Genomic DNA, 15,867 nt, shown 5'->3' with positions numbered 1-15,867 from the left:
GCTTTCGGCCGTGCGGCCGTCAGCGACTCTCCCCCGGCACGTTCATGACCGTACAGACCACACGCCATACGTCCTTGGCGTCCCAGCCGGCGTCGAGCGCCTGGTTCACGGTGCGTCCACCCAGGTCCGACATGACGTGATCGCGCGCGAACGTGTCGGCGTACCCCGGACCGAAGTGCTCCGCCATCCGCTGCCAGAAGACCGTCAACCGCATGACACCAGTATCCCGCCCCTGAGAGTGGGCCCCGCCCGGGACCGCTTGCCGAGACCGCTTTCCGCCCTACGGTCTGACGCATGGCCGAATCAGGACCTACCCCATCCCCCGCCGCGCCCCCGACGCGTTCCCCGCTCTTCCGCGCCGAGCAGTTCGTGTGGCTCACCGCGCGCGTGCTGGAACAGCGTCTCTTCGCGTACCACTTCCTGCACGGCGCCCCGGACGCGGTGGAAGCGGCACTGGACGCCTACCGCGACGAGGACGGCGGCTACGGGCACGCGCTGGAGCCCGATCTGCGCGGACCGGTGAGCCAGCCCCTGCACACCGCCCACGCGCTGCGCGTGCTCGACGCCATCGGGCGCTGCGCGGGACAGCGGGTCGAGCGGGTGTGCCGCTATCTGACCTCCGTCTCCACGTCGGACGGCGCGCTGCCGGCGGTCCGCCCCGGCCAGCGCGGATATCCGACGGCACCGTTCGTCCCGGTCGTCGACGATCCGCCCGGCGAGCTGCTGGCCACCGGCCCCGTCGTCGGGCTGCTGCACCGCAACGAGGTGTGGCACGCCTGGCTGTTCCGGGCCACCGACTTCTGCTGGCGGGCCGTCGAGTCCCTGGAGAAGTCCCATCCCTACGAGGTGGAGGCCGCCGTGGCCTTCCTGGACTCCGCGCCCGACCGCCCACGCGCGGAGGCGGCCGCCGACCGGCTGGGCCGCCTGGTGCGGGAGCAGCGGCTCGCGGCGCTGGACCCGGACGATCTGGGCGCGTATCCGGTGGCGCCCGGCTACGCCCCGGGCGAGCACCACTTCCCGCACGACTTCGCGAAGAGCCCGGCGTCGCTCGCGCGCGCGTGGTTCACCGACGGCGAGATGGCCCGCTCGCTGGACCACCTGGCCGCCGAGCAGGAGGAGGACGGCGGCTGGCCCGTCCGCTGGCGCCAGTGGGCGGCCGCGCCCACGCTCGAGGCACGGCCCATGGTGACGATCGAGGCGCTGCGCACGCTCAGGGCGTACGGCCGCTTCGTGGGCTGAACGGACCCCGCGCCGGTCGGGCCCGGAGCCCGCCCGTCGGCCGAGGAGGTCCGCCCGGCCCCACCCCGTGCGCCGACCGCGCCCCGCCTCAGCCGCCGACGGCTCGCACGGCGGCCGTCACCAGCACGGCCGCCGCCACGACCAGCAGGAACGGCGCACGCAGCACCAGTGCCACGGCGGCCGCGCCGAGACCCGCCGCCCGCGCGTCCAGGACGAGCGCGTGCCCGTCGGCGAACGTCTGCTGGGCCGTGAGCGCGGCGAGGAGGGCCACCGGCAGCAGGGCGGCGAGCCGTCGTACGAAGGGCCGTTCCATGGCGCCCGCGGGCACGAGCAGCCCGGCGAGCTTGACGGCGTAGCAGCCGAGAACGGTCACGCCGATCGCCATCCAGACGTTCACCGCTTCTCCTCCACTTCTTCGGGTCCTTCGGGTCCTGGGGATACAGCCGCCGCGGCCCGTCGCTCCGGCCCGCCGCGGCGCCCCTCGACGAACAGCGCGACCGGCGCCGCCAGCGCCGCCACCAGGACGGGCACGCCGGCCGGCAGGACGGGCAGCAGGGTGAGACCCAGCAGGACCGCGAGGCCCGCGACCGCACGTTCGGTGGTGGTCTTGAGCATCGGCGCGAGCAGTGCCAGGAACACCGCGGGCCCCGCCGCGTCCAGGCCCCACGCGCGCGTGTCGCCGATGGCCTTGGCGCCCAGCGCGCCGAGCAGCGTGGTGAGGTTCCACAGCACGTACAGGCTGAGCCCGGTGACGGTGAAGCCGATCCGGGCGGCCCGCCGCGTCGGCTGGGCGAGGGTGACCGCGGTGGTCTCGTCGATCACCCACTGGGCGGCGAACGGCCGTACCGCGCGCGGAAGGGCGAGCACCTGCGACAGGCGCAGCCCGTAGAACGCGTTGCGCACCCCCAGGAAGAAGGCGCCGGCGGCGGCCGTGAACGGGTTCCCGCCGGCGGCGAGTGCTCCGACCAGGGCGAACTGCGAGGCGCCGGTGAACACCAGGAGGCTGAGCGCGCAGGTCTGGAGGAGGCCGAGTCCGCTTCCCGCCGAGGTCACCCCGAAGGCGAATCCCGACAGGCCGACGGCCACGCCGACGCCGAGCGCGTCCCTGACGACGGACGCGTCCGGTTTCTCCGTGTTGTCGGCGGTCATGTCCGCCGTTGCTGTTCGCTGTGCCACGCCTCGCACGCTACGGGCGGACGTCAGCGCGGGTCTTGTACGTTCTTGCGCTCGCGCTGGTAGGCGCCCGGGGGCACGCCGACGATCCGCGCGAAGTGCCGGTTGAGGTGGGGCTGGTCGGTGAAGCCGACGGCGACGGCGGCCTCGGCCGGGACCGTCCCCGTGTCCAGCAGGAGCCGCGCGCGGCGCACCCGCGCGTCGGTCAGCCAGGTGTGCGGGGGCATGCCGTAGGCGTCGCGGAACGCCCGCAGCAGCGCGAACGGGCTCGTGCCGAAGTCGGCGGCGAGTTGTTCCAGGGTCGGCGGCTGGGCCATCCGCTCCTCCAGCACGGCACGCGCGCGTGCGGCGATGCCGGCTCCGGCGCTCGGTGTCCGCCGCTGGGGCAGCGGGCCACCGTTCAGCCGCAGCAGCCGCGTCACGGCGACCCGCAGCAGGGTGTCGGCGGCCAGCGCGTTGCCCTCGTCGGCGGCGCGCAGCACCTGGTGGACCAGGCGGACGGTGTACGGATCGTCGAGGACGGGGCTGACGAAACCCGGGCTGCCCTTCAGTGTGCTGGTCTCGGCGGCTATCGCGGAGACGACCTCGGGCGAGGGGTAGAGGGCGCCGTACCGCCAGCCCTCCGGGACGCCGGCCCGGCCGGTGTGCGGGGTGTCGGGGTTGACCAGCGCGAGGGCTCCGGCGCCGGCGGACACGTCGGAGCCGCCGTGGTGGAAGACCTCCACCCCGTCGGCGATGGCCGCGATCACGAAGTGCTCGTGGGTGTGGCGGACGAAGGTCTTACTGACGTAGCGGGCCCGGAGCAGGTCGACACCGGGCAGCTCCTCGTACCGCCAGTGCCGCGCCCGTTCCAGCGACCGCCCCGAGCCGGGCCGACCAGAGTCGGGGCGATGGGGACCGGAGCGATCCGAAGCGAGCCGATCCGAAACCGGCCGATCGGAACCGGGGCGATCCGACGCCAGTCGATCCGAAGCGGACCGGTCCGAACCGAGCCGGCCCCCGGTCGGCCGGTCCTCGCCCCGTCCAGCTGTTCCCTCCATGCACTCATTCTCCGCCCCACCACCCGCGACCGGCCTCCGCCCCCACCTCGGCACACGACATCCGCCCAGGTCAGCGCGATTGTCAGTGACCGGGTGCAGGATGGGAGGCATGGTCAGCTCCGCACACCGAGCCCTCGACGGCTTCTCGCCCGCGACCCGCGGCTGGTTCACGGGGGCGTTCTCCGCGCCCACCGCGGCCCAGGCCGGCGCGTGGCAGGCCATCGGGGCGGGCTCGGACGTGCTGGTGGTCGCCCCGACCGGCTCCGGCAAGACGCTGGCCGCGTTCCTCGCCGCCCTGGACCAGCTGGCCTCCAGCCCGCCGCCGGCCGACCCGAAGAAGCGCTGCCGGGTGCTCTACGTGTCTCCGCTGAAGGCCCTGGCGGTCGACGTCGAGCGCAACCTGCGCAGCCCGCTGACCGGCATCCGCCAGGAGTCCGTGCGCCTGGGGCGGCCCGAGCCCGAGATCAGGGTCGGCATCCGCTCCGGCGACACCCCGGCCGCGGAGCGGCGCGCCCTGTCCACGCGCCCGCCGGACATCCTCATCACCACTCCCGAGTCGCTGTTCCTGATGCTGACCTCGGCCGCGCGGGACGCGCTGACCGGCGTGGAGACGGTGATCCTGGACGAGGTGCACGCGGTCGCGGGCACCAAGCGCGGCGCCCACCTCGCGCTCTCCCTGGAGCGGCTGGACGAGCTGCTGCCGAAGCCCGCCCGCCGGATCGGCCTGTCCGCGACCGTCCGCCCGGTGGACGAGATCGCCCGGTTCCTGTCGCCGCGCCGCAAGGTGGAGATCGTCCAGCCGGAGTCGGGCAAGGAGTTCGACCTCTCCGTGGTCGTCCCGGTCGAGGACATGGGCGAGCTGGGCGGCGCCCCGGCGGCGGACGCGGCCGAGGGCGGGGAGCGGCCGTCGATCTGGCCGCACGTGGAGGAGCGGATCGCCGACCTGGTGCAGTCCCATCGCTCCACGATCGTCTTCGCCAACTCCCGGCGGCTGGCGGAGCGCTTGTGCAACCGGCTGAACGAGATCGCGTACGAGCGGGCGACCGGCGAGACCCTGGACGAGCACCACTCCCCCGCCGAGCTGATGGGCGGCTCCGGTGCCGCGGCGGGCGCGCCCCCGGTGATCGCCCGGGCGCACCACGGCTCGGTGTCCAAGGAGCAGCGCGCCCTGGTGGAGGAGGACCTGAAGGCGGGCCGGCTGCCCGCCGTGGTCGCCACGTCCAGCCTCGAGCTGGGCATCGACATGGGCGCCGTGGACCTCGTCGTCCAGGTGGAGTCCCCGCCCTCCGTCGCTTCCGGTCTGCAGCGCGTCGGCCGCGCGGGGCACCAGGTCGGCGCCGTCTCCACGGGTGTCGTCTTCCCCAAGTACCGGGGCGACCTCGTGCAGTCCGCCGTCGTCACCGAACGGATGCGGACCGGTTCCATCGAGTCCCTCCGGGTGCCCGCGAACCCACTGGACGTGCTCGCGCAGCAGCTGGTCGCGATGACGGCGCTGGACACCTGGCAGTTCGACGACCTGCTGGCCATGGTCCGCCGTGCGGCGCCCTTCGCCTCGCTGCCCGAGTCGGCGTTCACGGCGACCCTCGACATGCTCGCGGGCCGCTATCCGTCCGACGCGTTCGCGGAGCTGCGCCCGCGCGTGGTGTGGGACCGCGTGACCGGCGAGATCAACGGCCGCCCGGGCGCCCAGCGGCTGGCCGTCACCTCCGGCGGCACGATTCCCGACCGCGGCCTGTTCGGGGTCTTCCTCGCCGGTTCCGACCCGAAGAAGGGCGGCGGCCGGGTCGGCGAACTCGACGAGGAGATGGTCTACGAGTCCCGGGTGGGGGACGTCTTCACGCTGGGCACGAGTTCCTGGCGGATCGAGGACATCACCCGCGACCGGGTCCTGGTCTCCCCCGCTCCGGGCGTGCCGGGCCGGCTGCCGTTCTGGAAGGGCGACCAGCTCGGCCGCCCGCTGGAGCTGGGCCGGGCGGTGGGAGCGTTCCTGCGCGAGGTCGGCTCGCTCTCCAAGGACGACGCCCGGCTGCGTCTGCTCACGGCGGGCCTGGACGCCTGGGCGGCGGACAACGTGCTGTCGTACCTGGACGAGCAGCGCGAGGCCTGCGGGCATGTCCCGGACGACCGGACCATCGTCGTGGAGCGCTTCCGGGACGAGCTGGGCGACTGGCGGGTGGTGGTCCACTCCCCCTTCGGTGCTCAGGTCCACGCCCCCTGGGCGCTCGCCCTGGGCGCCCGTCTGTCCGAGCGGTACGGCATGGACGCACAGGTCATGCACGCCGACGACGGCATCGTGCTGCGCCTGCCCGACGCCGATCTGATGGGCCTCGACCTGCTCGACCAGGAGCCGGTGAAGGCGGGCACCGAGTACGACAGCGAGCAGGCGCCCGTCGGGGCGGCGGACGTCCTCTTCGAGAAGGGCGAGGTCGACCAGATCGTCACCGACCAGGTCGGCGGCTCGGCCCTGTTCGCCTCCCGGTTCCGTGAGTGCGCGGCGCGTGCGCTCCTGCTGCCGCGCCGCAATCCGGGCAAGCGCACCCCGCTGTGGCAGCAGCGTCAGCGGGCGGCGCAGCTGCTTCAGGTGGCGAGCGAGTTCGGGTCGTTCCCGATCGTCCTGGAAGCGATTCGCGAATGCCTCCAGGACGTCTTCGACGTCCCCGGGCTCGTGGAGCTGATGGGCGACATCGAGTCCCGCAAGGTCCGCCTGGTCGAGGTCACCACCCCGGAGCCGTCCCCGTTCGCCCGTTCCCTCCTCTTCGGGTACGTCGCCCAGTTCCTGTACGAGGGCGACTCCCCGCTCGCCGAGCGCCGTGCCGCCGCGCTCTCGCTGGACTCCCGGCTGCTGGCCGAGCTGCTGGGCCAGGCCGAACTGCGCGAGCTGCTCGACGCGGAGGTGCTGACCGAGCTGGAGCGCGAACTCCAGTGGCTGACGGAGGACCGCCGGGTCAAGGACGTGGAAGGGGTGGCCGACGTGCTGCGGCTGCTCGGCCCGCTGACCGATGCCGAGCTGGCCGAGCGGGGCGCGGATCCGCAGTGGGCGCGGGAGCTGGCCGGTGCCCGCCGGGCCATCAAGGTCCGTATCGCCGGTGCCGACCACTGGGCGGCGGTCGAGGACGCGGGCAGGCTGCGCGACGCGCTCGGCACGGCGTTGCCGGTCGGTGTCCCCGAGGCGTTCACCGAGCCGGTCAAGGACCCGCTGGGCGACCTCCTCGCCCGCTATGCCCGCACCCACGGCCCGTTCACCTCGGCCACCGCGGCCGCCCGCTTCGGTCTCGGGGTCGCCGTCACCGAGGGCGCTCTGCAGCGGCTCGCGGCGAGCGGCCGGGCCGTCCAGGGCGAGTTCCACCCGGCGGGCATCGGCCAGGAATGGTGCGACGCGGCCGTGTTGCGCCGTCTGCGCCGCCGTTCCCTGGCGGCGCTGCGGCACGAACTGGAGCCGGTGCCGCCGGCCGCGCTCGCGCAGTTCCTGCCGCAGTGGCAGCACATCGGCAAGGGCCACGGTGTGCGTGGTGTCGACGGACTGGTGCGCGCCATCGAGCAGTTGCAGGGCGCCTCCGTGCCCGCCTCCGCGCTGGAGAAGCTGGTCCTGCCCTCCCGTGTGGCGAACTACACCCCCGCGATGCTGGACGAGCTGACGGCCGCGGGCGAGGTGATCTGGGCCGGCGCGGGTTCCCTGCCCGGCAAGGACGGCTGGGTCTCCCTCTATCTGGCCGACGCGGCTCCGCTGCTGCTCCCGCCAGCGCACCCGCTGGAGCTGACCGCGCTGCACCAGTCGGTCCTCGACGCCCTGTCCGGCGGCTACGGTCTGTTCTTCCGTCAGATCGCCGACCAGGTACGCGCCACCACCCATCCCGACGCCACCGACCCCCAACTGGCCGACGCCCTGTGGGACCTGGCCTGGTCGGGACGGCTCACCAACGACACGCTGGCGCCGATGCGCTCCCTGCTGGGCTCGGGACGCACGGCGGGCTCGACGGCCCACCGAGCCAAGCGCAGCGTCCCCCGCGGCCGCTACGGCTCCCTGACCGCCGCCGCCCGCACCGCCTCCCGAACCGGCCCGCCGACCGTCGCCGGCCGCTGGTCCCTGCTCCCCGCCGCGGAACCGGACGCCACCGTGCGCGCACACGCGCTGACCCGCCTCCTCCTCGACCGGCACGGGGTGGTCACTCGTGGCGCGGTCGCCGCGGAGGGCGTCGAGGGCGGTTTCTCGGCCGTGTACCGCGTGCTGTCCGTCTTCGAGGAGAGCGGCCAGGCGCGGCGCGGTTACGTGGTCGAGGGTCTGGGCGCGGCCCAGTTCGCCATGGACGGAGCGGTGGACCGCCTGCGGGCCGTGTCCAACGCCCGCGAGAGGGGCGAGGCCCTGCCCGCCCCGGCCACCGCGAACGGCTTCGCCGTGCCGGGCCTTCCGGACGGCTTCACCGGTCCGGGCTCCGCGAGCGGGTTCCTGGGCGCGAGCGGTGCGGACACCGACGGCGCCCCGCACGGTCACCCGTCCGAAGCGGCCTTCGACGGCGCCGACGGCGGGTTCGCGCACCCCGGTCTCGACGGTGACTTCTCCTGGCCGCCGGCGGACCGGCCCACCGCCCGCGACGAGTACGTGTCCCCCCGGGATCTCGCCGACCCCTTCGCCTCCCCCGGCTACGGCGGTCCCCGAGGCGGCGGCCCCACCGGCTACGGCTCGGCCGGGAGCCGGAGTCACGGCAACGGCCGTCCGTCCGCGCCCGACCCCCGGGCCGTGGTCCTCGCGGCGGCCGACCCGGCGAACGCCTACGGCGCGGCCCTGCCCTGGCCGGAGGCGCCGACCGGAGCCGGACACAAGGCCGGCCGCAAGGCGGGCTCACTGGTCGTGCTGGTGGAGGGTGAGCTGACGCTGTACATGGAGCGCGGCGGCAAGACACTGCTGGCCTGGCCCGCCGATCCGGACACCGCCGCCACGGACGACCCCCGCCTGCGCACGGCCGCCGAGGCCCTGGCCGTCGCCGCCCGGGCCGGCTCCCTCGGCACCGTCACGGTCGAGCGGATCAACGGTGCCCAGGCCCTGACCGCCCCCGTGGGCACCCTGCTGGAGGCCGCCGGGTTCGTGGCGACCCCGCGCGGCCTGCGGCTGCGCGCGTGACCGGCACCGGGCGCCCCGCCCGCCCCACCGTGGCACCCTTGACGCATGCCCGAAGGTGACACGGTCTGGCAGGCCGCGAAGCGGCTGCACGACGCCCTCGCCGGCCAGGCGCTGACCCGCAGCGACTTCCGGGTGCCGAAGTACGCGACGGTCGATCTCACCGGCCGCAGGGTGCTCGACACGATCCCGCGTGGGAAGCACCTGCTCACCCGGATCGAGGGCGGCCTGACCCTGCACACCCACCTGCGCATGGAGGGGGCGTGGAAGGTGTTCGGCGCGGGCGAGCGCTGGCGGGGCGGACCGGCGTACCAGATCCGGCTGATCCTGGGCACCGCCGACCGCACGGCCGTGGGGTACCGCCTGCCGGTGCTGGAGCTGCTGCGCACGACCGAGGAGGAACAGGTCGTCGGCCATCTCGGGCCCGATCTGCTGGGTCCGGACTGGGACCCCGAGCGGGCCCGGGCCAACCTCCTCGCGGACCCGGCCCGCCAGCTCGGCGAGGCTCTGCTGGACCAGCGCAATCTGGCCGGGATCGGCAACGTGTACAAGAGCGAGCTGTGTTTCCTGCTCGGGGTGACCCCGTGGCTGCCGGTCGGAGCGCTTCCGGCGGACCGCCTCGAGAAGCTGCCCGCCCTCGCCCAGCGGTTGCTGGAGATGAACCGCGAACGCCCGGTCCGGCAGACCACGGGCCTGCACCGGTACGACCTGTTCGTCTACGGCCGCGCACCCCGCCCCTGCCTGCGCTGCCGCACTCCCGTCCGTGTGGCCGACCAGGGCGACGGCTCCCAGGACCGCCCCACCTACTGGTGCCCCACCTGCCAGGCGGGCCCCGCACCCGGCCCGGGAGCGCCTCAGCGCTGGCGGGAGCGCTACCCCCGCCGCACGGGCTGACCGCCCACCCCGCCCGGCCCCGGCGCCCCGACACTCGAAGCCGACGGCTCGCGGCCGTCAACGCCGCGCGATCACCCGGCCGTTCAAGCGCACTCCCGCTCGGCGCCCCTCGACCCGCCTGCGTTCATCCCCCACCCGCACAGCAATTGACGATCCGTCAGAAATGCTCGTACGGTCCCCTCATGGCTCTCACGGCGTACGACCTCAGCGGGCGCACCGCGTTCGTCACCGGGGCCGCCGGCGGTATCGGCCGGGCCTCCGCCGTCCTGCTCGCCGAGGCGGGCGCGACCGTGCACTGCGCCGACCGCGACCCGGACGGCCTGCACGGCACGGCGGCGCTGATCAAGGACCGCGGCGGCACGGCCCACCCGCACGTCCTCGACGTCACCGACCGGGCCCGGCTCGCCGAGGCCGTCCGGTCCTGCGGACGCCTCGACGTGCTGGCGGCGATCGCCGGCATCATGCACAGCAGCCCGGTCCTCGACACCCGGGACGAGGACCTCGACCGGGTGCTGAACGTCAACTTCAAGGGCGTGCTGTACGCCTGCCAGGAGGCGGCCCGGCTGATGCTCGCCCGCGGCACCGGGGGAAGCATCGTCACGATGGCGTCCGGCGCGGTCGACACGGGCGGTGCCGGTCTGCTCTGCTACGGCGCGGCGAAGGCCGCCGTGGTACAGCTGACGAAGACGCTGGCCACCGAGATGGGCCCGCACGGGATCCGGGTCAACGCGATCGCGCCGGGCTGGGTCCGCACTCCCATGACCGACCGCCACGACCGCGAGGCGCAGACGCACACCGAGACCGTGATGGCCCGCAGGGCGCCGCTCGGCCGGGTCGGCGAACCGGACGACATCGCGCACGCGGTGCTGTACCTGGCCTCGGACGCGTCGGCCTTCACGACGGGTCAGATACTTCGCCCGAACGGGGGTGTGGCGATGCCCTGGTGACGTCACCCACCCGCCAGGCCGCACCCCAGCGTCCCTTAGACACCGCCCCGGAGGCTCGTCCCATGGGCGCGCAGTGCACCGGAAGGACGCTCAGCCCCCAGCCGCCGGCCACGACGGCTCCTTCCAGCACGCCCGAGTCCTCTCCAAGGGCGAGCCGCAGCACGGCCCACCACCAGACCGCGCCGAGCCCGAGGGCGACCCCCCAGCGCACCGCCCGCACTCGCCCCACCATGCCCGCCACCACCTCCAGCCGGACGCTAGACCGCCGCCTGCCCCGGGTGGGAGGCGCATCACGGGCTCATCGGTGCAACGCCGGACCACACGCCGTCGGCACGCGGCGCCGACTCGGCGAGCGGGCGACGAGACCCGGCCCGCTCGCCTACGCGTGCTCCGCCTGGAACATCCAGTGGTGCTTCTCGAGGTCCGCCGTGATCCCGATGAAGATGTCCTGCGACACCGGGTCCGCCTCGCCGGTGCCGTTCACCCGTTCCCGCATCCGGGTGATGACCGCGCCGAGCGCGTCCACCATCGACCCGACCGCGTCCACGTCCTTGATCCAGCCGGCCGGCGTGGCCCCGATGCCGCTGCCGGAGGCCACCGTGGCGGCACGGCCGTCGGGCGGGACGCCCAGCGCGGAGGCACGCTCGGCCACCGTGTCGGAATGGACGCGCGCCGAGTCGACGACCTCGTCGAGCTGGAGGTGGATGGAGCGGAAGCGCGGGCCGACGACGTTCCAGTGGATCTGCTTGGCGACGAGCGCCAGGTCCACCAGGTCGACGAGGGCGCCCTGCAGCGCCTCGGACACGGTCTTGAGGTCCGCGTCGGCCAGCGGGCTCTTCACGACGTACATGCCACTTCCTCCGGTGCTCGGGCGCGCTCACGTCCCTCCACGATGACCGCAGCACCCGGCACCGGCAACGCGAAAGCCCCGGCGGGCTTTCCAGGTTCACCTGGGAAAACCGGCCGGGGCCTCACTCGTATCGGGTTGCTGAGCCGCGCACGCGAAGTTCACGCGGCGACGACGTCGACCGCCTCGGAGGGCGCCTTGATGGTCACCCGTTCCGGTTTCACACCGGTCACCGACACGGTACCCAGCATCGGACGGACCGACGTGGGCACGGACTCGGTGGCCGCGGCGGACTGCGCCAGTTCGGCGAGCGCCAGCTCGTCGCTCACTTCCCGCATGAGTTCCGACATCCGTACGTCCAGCGCGTCGCAGATGGCGGAGAGCAGTTCGGAGGAAGCCTCCTTCTGCCCCCGCTCCACCTCGGAGAGATAGCCGAGTGAGACTCGGGCGGACGAGGAGACTTCGCGCAGAGTACGGCCCTGGCGTTGGCGCTGCCGACGCAGCACGTCACCCAGCAGGCGACGGAGCAGAATCATCGGTGGCTCCCTCCTCGGACCGCGTAGCCGCATCCTTCACGCCCCACCGTACCGCCTTGCGCCGCGGCCGTGCGGGGAGCGATGTCGTGTTCACTCAGGGCTGCAAACATCAAAACCCCCCGTTCCGTTCCGTATCCTGTGCCCGCTCATTCCCGGTCTGTTCGCCCGCAAGCCGCTCCAGGAGCTCTGCGAGTACGCTCCGTACACTCTCCATACGAATTTCCGCACGGCTGCCGTTCAACCGCAGGGCCTCGACTTTTCCGCCACCGGCGCAACCGGGACGGGCGGTCAGGGGCCCGTCGACGGCCACGAAGACCGTCCCCACGGGCTGTCCGTCCTGCGGATCGGGGCCGGCGACTCCGGTCGTCGCGATGCCCCAGTCGGCCCCCAGGGCCTTGCGCACGCCTGCCGCCATCTGGCCCGCGACCTGCGGATCCACGGCTCCGCGCTGCGCCAGCAGAACGGGGTCGACGCCCAGCAGCTCGTGCTTGAGCCCGGTCGCGTAGGCGGTGACCGAGCCCCGGAAGACCTTGGAGGCCCCGGGCACGCCCGTGATCTCCGCCGCTACCAGGCCACCCGTGAGCGACTCGGCGACGGCGAGGGTCTCGCCCCTCACTGTCAGTAGTCGCACCACTTCGGTGGCCTGTGCGGTCACGCTTCCGTCTCCTCCAACGCCGCCGCGCGCTCGGCGATTCCCTGCCGGCGCAGGACAATGGCTTGTCTTACGTAGTCGAGGCCGGTGACGACGGTGAGGACGACCGCCGCGGCCATCACCCAGAACCTGAGGGTGGCCAGCCAGCCCGTCAGCGCCAGGACGTACATCCCGACGGCCACGCCCTGGGTGAGCGTCTTGAGCTTGCCTCCGCGGCTGGCGGGAATCACGCCGTAGCGGATGACGAGGAAGCGCAGCAGCGTGATGCCGAGTTCCCGGCCGAGGATCACGGCAGTCACCCACCACGGCAGGTCGCCGAGGCCGGAGAGACAGATGAGCGCCGCCCCCATGATCGCCTTGTCGGCGATGGGGTCGGCGATCTTCCCGAAGTCGGTGACCAGGTTGTAGGTGCGCGCCAGGTGCCCGTCGAACAGGTCGGTGATCATGGCGATGGCGAAGGCCGCCCAGGCCAGCGAGCGCCAGGCCGGGTCGTAGCCGCCGTCGGCCAGCATCAGCGCCACGAAACCGGGGACCAGGAGCAGCCGGAGCATGGTCAGCAGATTGGCGACGTTCCAGACACTCGCCTGGTTGACGGCCGCTGCCGCGATCTTCGCGCCGCGCGCGGGCCGGCCGCCGCTCTCCGCGCCGGCGCCCGCACCCCCGGCGTCCGTGGCACGGCCGTCGGGGCCGGTGACGGATGCGGGGGCGGACCCGGGGACCGGGCCGGCGGAACCAGGGGCAGAAGGGGAGGCCTCGGAGACGACGCCGTCGGCGGCGGAACCCCGCGCGCCGTGCGCGCCGGAGGAGCCGCCCGCGGCGGATGCCGGGACTCCGGTCATCTGCCCGCCTCCTCGGTACACGCGAGCGAGCCGGTCAGCGGCTCGGCCACCAGATCGACACCTTCCGTGCCGACCACCTTCGCCTCGACCATACGTCCGACGCTCAGGCCTTCGCCGCTCGTGAGCAGCACCTGGCCGTCCGTCTCGGGGGCCTGGTGCTCGGCACGGCCGTACACGCCCTCCTCGTCGTCCACCGACTCGACCAGCACGTGCACCGTCTGGCCGACGCGCTCCTCGGCGCGCTGCGAGACGAGTTCCTCGGCCAGCCGGGAGATGTGCGCCAGGCGCTCGGCGACGACGTCCTCGTCCAGCTTGTTCTCGTAGGTGGCGGCCTCCGTGCCGTCCTCGTCGGAGTACCCGAAGACACCGATGGCGTCCAGGCGGGCGCCGTTCAGGAAGCGCTCCAGCTCGGCGAGGTCGGACTCGCTCTCGCCGGGGAAGCCGACGATGAAGTTGGAGCGCACACCGGCCTCGGGGGCCTTGCTCCGGATGGTGTCGAGCAGCTCCAGGAAGCGGTCGGTGTCGCCGAAGCGGCGCATGGCGCGCAGCACGTCGGGAGCGGAGTGCTGGAAGGACAGGTCGAAGTACGGCACGACCTTGGGAGTCGAGGTCAGTACGTCGATCAGCCCGGGGCGCATCTCGGCCGGCTGGAGGTAGCTGACCCGCACCCGCTCGATGCCGTCGACGTCCGCCAGGTTGGGCAGCAGGGACTCCAGCAGGCGGATGTCGCCCAGGTCCTTGCCGTAGGAGGTGTTGTTCTCGGAGACCAGCATGATCTCCTTCACACCCTGCTCGGCCAGCCAGCGGGTCTCGTTCAGCACGTCGCTGGGGCGGCGGGAGATGAAGGAGCCGCGGAAGGACGGGATGGCGCAGAAGGAGCAGCGCCGGTCGCAGCCGGAGGCGAGCTTCACCGAGGCGACCGGGGAACCGTCCAGGCGGCGGCGCAGCGGGGCGCGGGGGCCCGAGGCGGGCGCCACGCCCTCCGGAAGGTCGGTGGGGCCGTGGCCGGGCAGCGCGACGGCGGCGGCCGATTCCTGCCGCTCGGCGGGGCTGATCGGCAGCAGCTTGCGGCGGTCGCGCGGGGTGTGGGCGGCGTGGATGCCGCCGGACAGGATGGTCTGCAGGCGGTCGGAGATGTCCGCGTAGTCGTCGAAGCCGAGCACGCCGTCGGCCTCGGGCAGCGCCTGGGCCAGTTCCTTGCCGTACCGCTCGGCCATGCAGCCCACCGCCACGACGGCCTGGGTTCTGCCGTGGTCCTTGAGGTCGTTGGCCTCCAGCAGGGCGTCGACGGAGTCCTTCTTCGCGGCTTCCACGAAGCCACAGGTGTTGACCACGGCGACGTCGGCGTCCGCGGCGTCCTCGACGAGCTGCCAGCCGTCCGCCTCCAAACGGCCTGCGAGCTCCTCGGAATCCACCTCGTTACGAGCGCAGCCGAGAGTGACGAGTGCGACGGTACGGCGTTCAGGCATGGGCTCAAGACTACTTTGTCTCACGGACAGCCCACGTCGACGGGGTTGGCCGATCTTGGCCGACCCCGTCACACCGGCTCCCCCAAGGCCCTATCCGACCTCGGGGTCGCCCTTGGTGTACGTGAGGCGCTCCACGGCGCCCGGCCGGAAGTCGTCCTCGATCTTCTTGCCGTTGACGTAGAGCTGGATGGCGCCGGCGTCACCGAGGATCAGGTTGATCTTGGTGCTGTCCTGGAAGGTCTTGGACTCGCCCTTCTTCAGCAGTCCGTCGAAGAGCATCCGGCCGTTGTGGTCCTTGGCCGAGATCCAGCTCCGCCCGTTCGGCGCGCTGACCTGGACGGTCACCTTGTCCTGGGGGGCCGCGGCGATGGCGCTGTCGGAGGGCTCGCCGCTCGGCGCGGCGGGCTTCTCCTTCTTGGGGCTGGGCTTGGCGGACTTGCTGACGGAGGGCTTGGTGCCGTCGGCGACCTGCGACTTCGCGTCGCTGCCGTCGTCACCGCCCTTGAACGCGGTGAACCCGACGAAGCCGATCACGACGACGATCGCGGCGACCATGGCCGCGGTCCAGTTCGGTCCGCGACGCTCGGGACGGATCCGCTCCGCCTCGAACAGGGGTGCGGCCGGGGTGGGCGCGGGACGGCCGCCGTGCTCGGCGTCGAACTGGGCGATCAACGGCTCGGGATCGAGGTGGACGGCCCTGGCCAGCGTGCGGAGGTGCCCACGGGCGTACACGTCGCCGCCGCAGGGCGCGAAGTCGTCCGCTTCGATGGCGTGCACGATGGCGATACGGACACGAGTGGCGCTGCTGACTTCGTCCACGGTGAGCCCGGCCGCGATCCGCGCCTGCTGGAGGGCACGGCCCACGGAGATTCGGGGTTCTCGGGACTCGTCGTGGAAGGGACGCTCGTCTTCAGGGGAGTTGCCGAGGGACACGGGGGCGCCTTTCGAGCGTGTAGCCACCTGTGCTGGAAGCTCAGTCTAGGGGGGGTACGAAAGGGTGGGGCAACCGGGCGGTCCGACTTTGTACGCCATCGGAATGGCCGGACATTCCGCTGGCTGGACAGGCAGGTACCCCAGGTTGAGACCCCTACCGGTCCTCTCGCTCAACTTGACGTATG

At 73.2% G+C, this 15,867-nt stretch carries 14 protein-coding genes; 4 read left to right on the top strand and 10 right to left on the bottom strand.

The genetic code is table 11. The features are described 5' to 3' along the window. Positions 1-19: 19 nt before the first annotated feature. Complete coding sequence (locus ACF08B_RS12555; RefSeq protein WP_093697710.1) at positions 20-214, bottom strand: DUF3046 domain-containing protein; 195 nt, start codon at positions 212-214, stop codon at positions 20-22. Positions 215-294: 80 nt separating this feature from the next. Here ACF08B_RS12555 and ACF08B_RS12550 point away from each other — a divergent pair, with 80 nt between their 5' ends. Then, the gene (locus ACF08B_RS12550) at positions 295-1,239 is read left to right on the top strand and encodes a hypothetical protein (RefSeq protein ID WP_392317318.1); all 945 of its coding nucleotides are present in this window, start codon (positions 295-297) and stop codon (positions 1,237-1,239) included. Positions 1,240-1,327: 88 nt separating this feature from the next. Here ACF08B_RS12550 and ACF08B_RS12545 read toward each other — a convergent pair whose 3' ends face one another. The 3 genes from ACF08B_RS12545 to ACF08B_RS12535 are packed head-to-tail and all read right to left on the bottom strand — an operon-like array spanning position 1,328 to position 3,266. Beyond that, positions 1,328-1,636: an AzlD domain-containing protein gene (locus tag ACF08B_RS12545; RefSeq protein WP_093474187.1), complete on the bottom strand. Its 309-nt coding sequence runs from the start codon at positions 1,634-1,636 to the stop codon at positions 1,328-1,330. Beyond that, the gene (locus tag ACF08B_RS12540) at positions 1,633-2,388 is read right to left on the bottom strand and encodes an AzlC family ABC transporter permease (RefSeq protein WP_392317714.1); all 756 of its coding nucleotides are present in this window, start codon (positions 2,386-2,388) and stop codon (positions 1,633-1,635) included. Before ACF08B_RS12540 ends, ACF08B_RS12545 begins: the two co-directional genes overlap by 4 nt. 50 nt (positions 2,389-2,438) lie before the next feature. After that, complete coding sequence (locus ACF08B_RS12535) at positions 2,439-3,266, bottom strand: AraC family transcriptional regulator (protein WP_392317713.1); 828 nt, start codon at positions 3,264-3,266, stop codon at positions 2,439-2,441. Between the two features lie 295 nt (positions 3,267-3,561). Here ACF08B_RS12535 and ACF08B_RS12530 point away from each other — a divergent pair, with 295 nt between their 5' ends. The 3 genes from ACF08B_RS12530 to ACF08B_RS12520 all read left to right on the top strand — a co-directional run bounded on the left by ACF08B_RS12530 (position 3,562) and on the right by ACF08B_RS12520 (position 10,406). Further along, a complete protein-coding gene (locus tag ACF08B_RS12530; RefSeq protein ID WP_392317317.1) occupies positions 3,562-8,568 on the top strand; it encodes an ATP-dependent helicase in 5,007 nt (1,668 codons plus the stop codon). Positions 8,569-8,613: 45 nt separating this feature from the next. Then, on the top strand, positions 8,614-9,459 hold the full coding sequence (locus ACF08B_RS12525; RefSeq protein WP_392317316.1) for an Fpg/Nei family DNA glycosylase: 846 nt from the start codon (positions 8,614-8,616) through the stop codon (positions 9,457-9,459). A 182-nt stretch (positions 9,460-9,641) separates the two neighbouring features. Continuing rightward, positions 9,642-10,406, top strand: coding sequence for an SDR family NAD(P)-dependent oxidoreductase (locus ACF08B_RS12520; RefSeq protein ID WP_392317315.1), 765 nt, complete (start codon positions 9,642-9,644; stop codon positions 10,404-10,406). Positions 10,407-10,785: 379 nt separating this feature from the next. On the opposite strand, the gene ACF08B_RS12515 is transcribed toward ACF08B_RS12520, so the two are convergent. The 6 genes from ACF08B_RS12515 to ACF08B_RS12490 all read right to left on the bottom strand — a co-directional run bounded on the left by ACF08B_RS12515 (position 10,786) and on the right by ACF08B_RS12490 (position 15,682). Then, positions 10,786-11,256 (bottom strand): Dps family protein, encoded by a 471-nt coding sequence (locus ACF08B_RS12515; protein ID WP_392317314.1) that lies wholly within the window; start codon positions 11,254-11,256, stop codon positions 10,786-10,788. Between the two features lie 158 nt (positions 11,257-11,414). After that, complete coding sequence (locus ACF08B_RS12510) at positions 11,415-11,789, bottom strand: helix-turn-helix domain-containing protein (RefSeq protein ID WP_392317313.1); 375 nt, start codon at positions 11,787-11,789, stop codon at positions 11,415-11,417. Between the two features lie 109 nt (positions 11,790-11,898). After that, positions 11,899-12,444 (bottom strand): CinA family protein, encoded by a 546-nt coding sequence (locus tag ACF08B_RS12505; protein WP_392317312.1) that lies wholly within the window; start codon positions 12,442-12,444, stop codon positions 11,899-11,901. Continuing rightward, complete coding sequence (gene pgsA, locus ACF08B_RS12500) at positions 12,441-13,280, bottom strand: CDP-diacylglycerol--glycerol-3-phosphate 3-phosphatidyltransferase (protein ID WP_392317311.1); 840 nt, start codon at positions 13,278-13,280, stop codon at positions 12,441-12,443. The genes ACF08B_RS12505 and pgsA overlap by 4 nt, the downstream gene beginning before the upstream one ends. After that, entirely contained in the window at positions 13,277-14,749 is a 1,473-nt protein-coding gene (rimO, locus tag ACF08B_RS12495; protein WP_392317310.1) for a 30S ribosomal protein S12 methylthiotransferase RimO, read from the bottom strand. Before rimO ends, pgsA begins: the two co-directional genes overlap by 4 nt. 90 nt (positions 14,750-14,839) lie before the next feature. Then, positions 14,840-15,682 (bottom strand): helix-turn-helix domain-containing protein, encoded by an 843-nt coding sequence (locus ACF08B_RS12490; RefSeq protein ID WP_392317309.1) that lies wholly within the window; start codon positions 15,680-15,682, stop codon positions 14,840-14,842. Positions 15,683-15,867: the final 185 nt, after the last annotated feature.

This window comes from Streptomyces sp. NPDC015139 (genome assembly GCF_043079785.1).
Lineage (GTDB): Bacteria > Actinomycetota > Actinomycetes > Streptomycetales > Streptomycetaceae > Streptomyces > Streptomyces albidocamelliae.
This window is presented reverse-complemented; position numbering and strand designations above follow the sequence as displayed.

Coding starts and splice junctions, on each gene's coding strand:
- ACF08B_RS12555 (WP_093697710.1), bottom strand. CDS start 214: ATGCGGTTGACGGTCTTCTGGCAGCGGATGGCGGAGCACTTCGGTCCG.
- ACF08B_RS12550 (WP_392317318.1), top strand. CDS start 295: ATGGCCGAATCAGGACCTACCCCATCCCCCGCCGCGCCCCCGACGCGT.
- ACF08B_RS12540 (WP_392317714.1), bottom strand. CDS start 2,388: ATGACCGCCGACAACACGGAGAAACCGGACGCGTCCGTCGTCAGGGAC.
- ACF08B_RS12530 (WP_392317317.1), top strand. CDS start 3,562: ATGGTCAGCTCCGCACACCGAGCCCTCGACGGCTTCTCGCCCGCGACC.
- ACF08B_RS12525 (WP_392317316.1), top strand. CDS start 8,614: ATGCCCGAAGGTGACACGGTCTGGCAGGCCGCGAAGCGGCTGCACGAC.
- ACF08B_RS12520 (WP_392317315.1), top strand. CDS start 9,642: ATGGCTCTCACGGCGTACGACCTCAGCGGGCGCACCGCGTTCGTCACC.
- ACF08B_RS12515 (WP_392317314.1), bottom strand. CDS start 11,256: ATGTACGTCGTGAAGAGCCCGCTGGCCGACGCGGACCTCAAGACCGTG.
- ACF08B_RS12510 (WP_392317313.1), bottom strand. CDS start 11,789: ATGATTCTGCTCCGTCGCCTGCTGGGTGACGTGCTGCGTCGGCAGCGC.
- pgsA (WP_392317311.1), bottom strand. CDS start 13,280: ATGACCGGAGTCCCGGCATCCGCCGCGGGCGGCTCCTCCGGCGCGCAC.
- rimO (WP_392317310.1), bottom strand. CDS start 14,749: ATGCCTGAACGCCGTACCGTCGCACTCGTCACTCTCGGCTGCGCTCGT.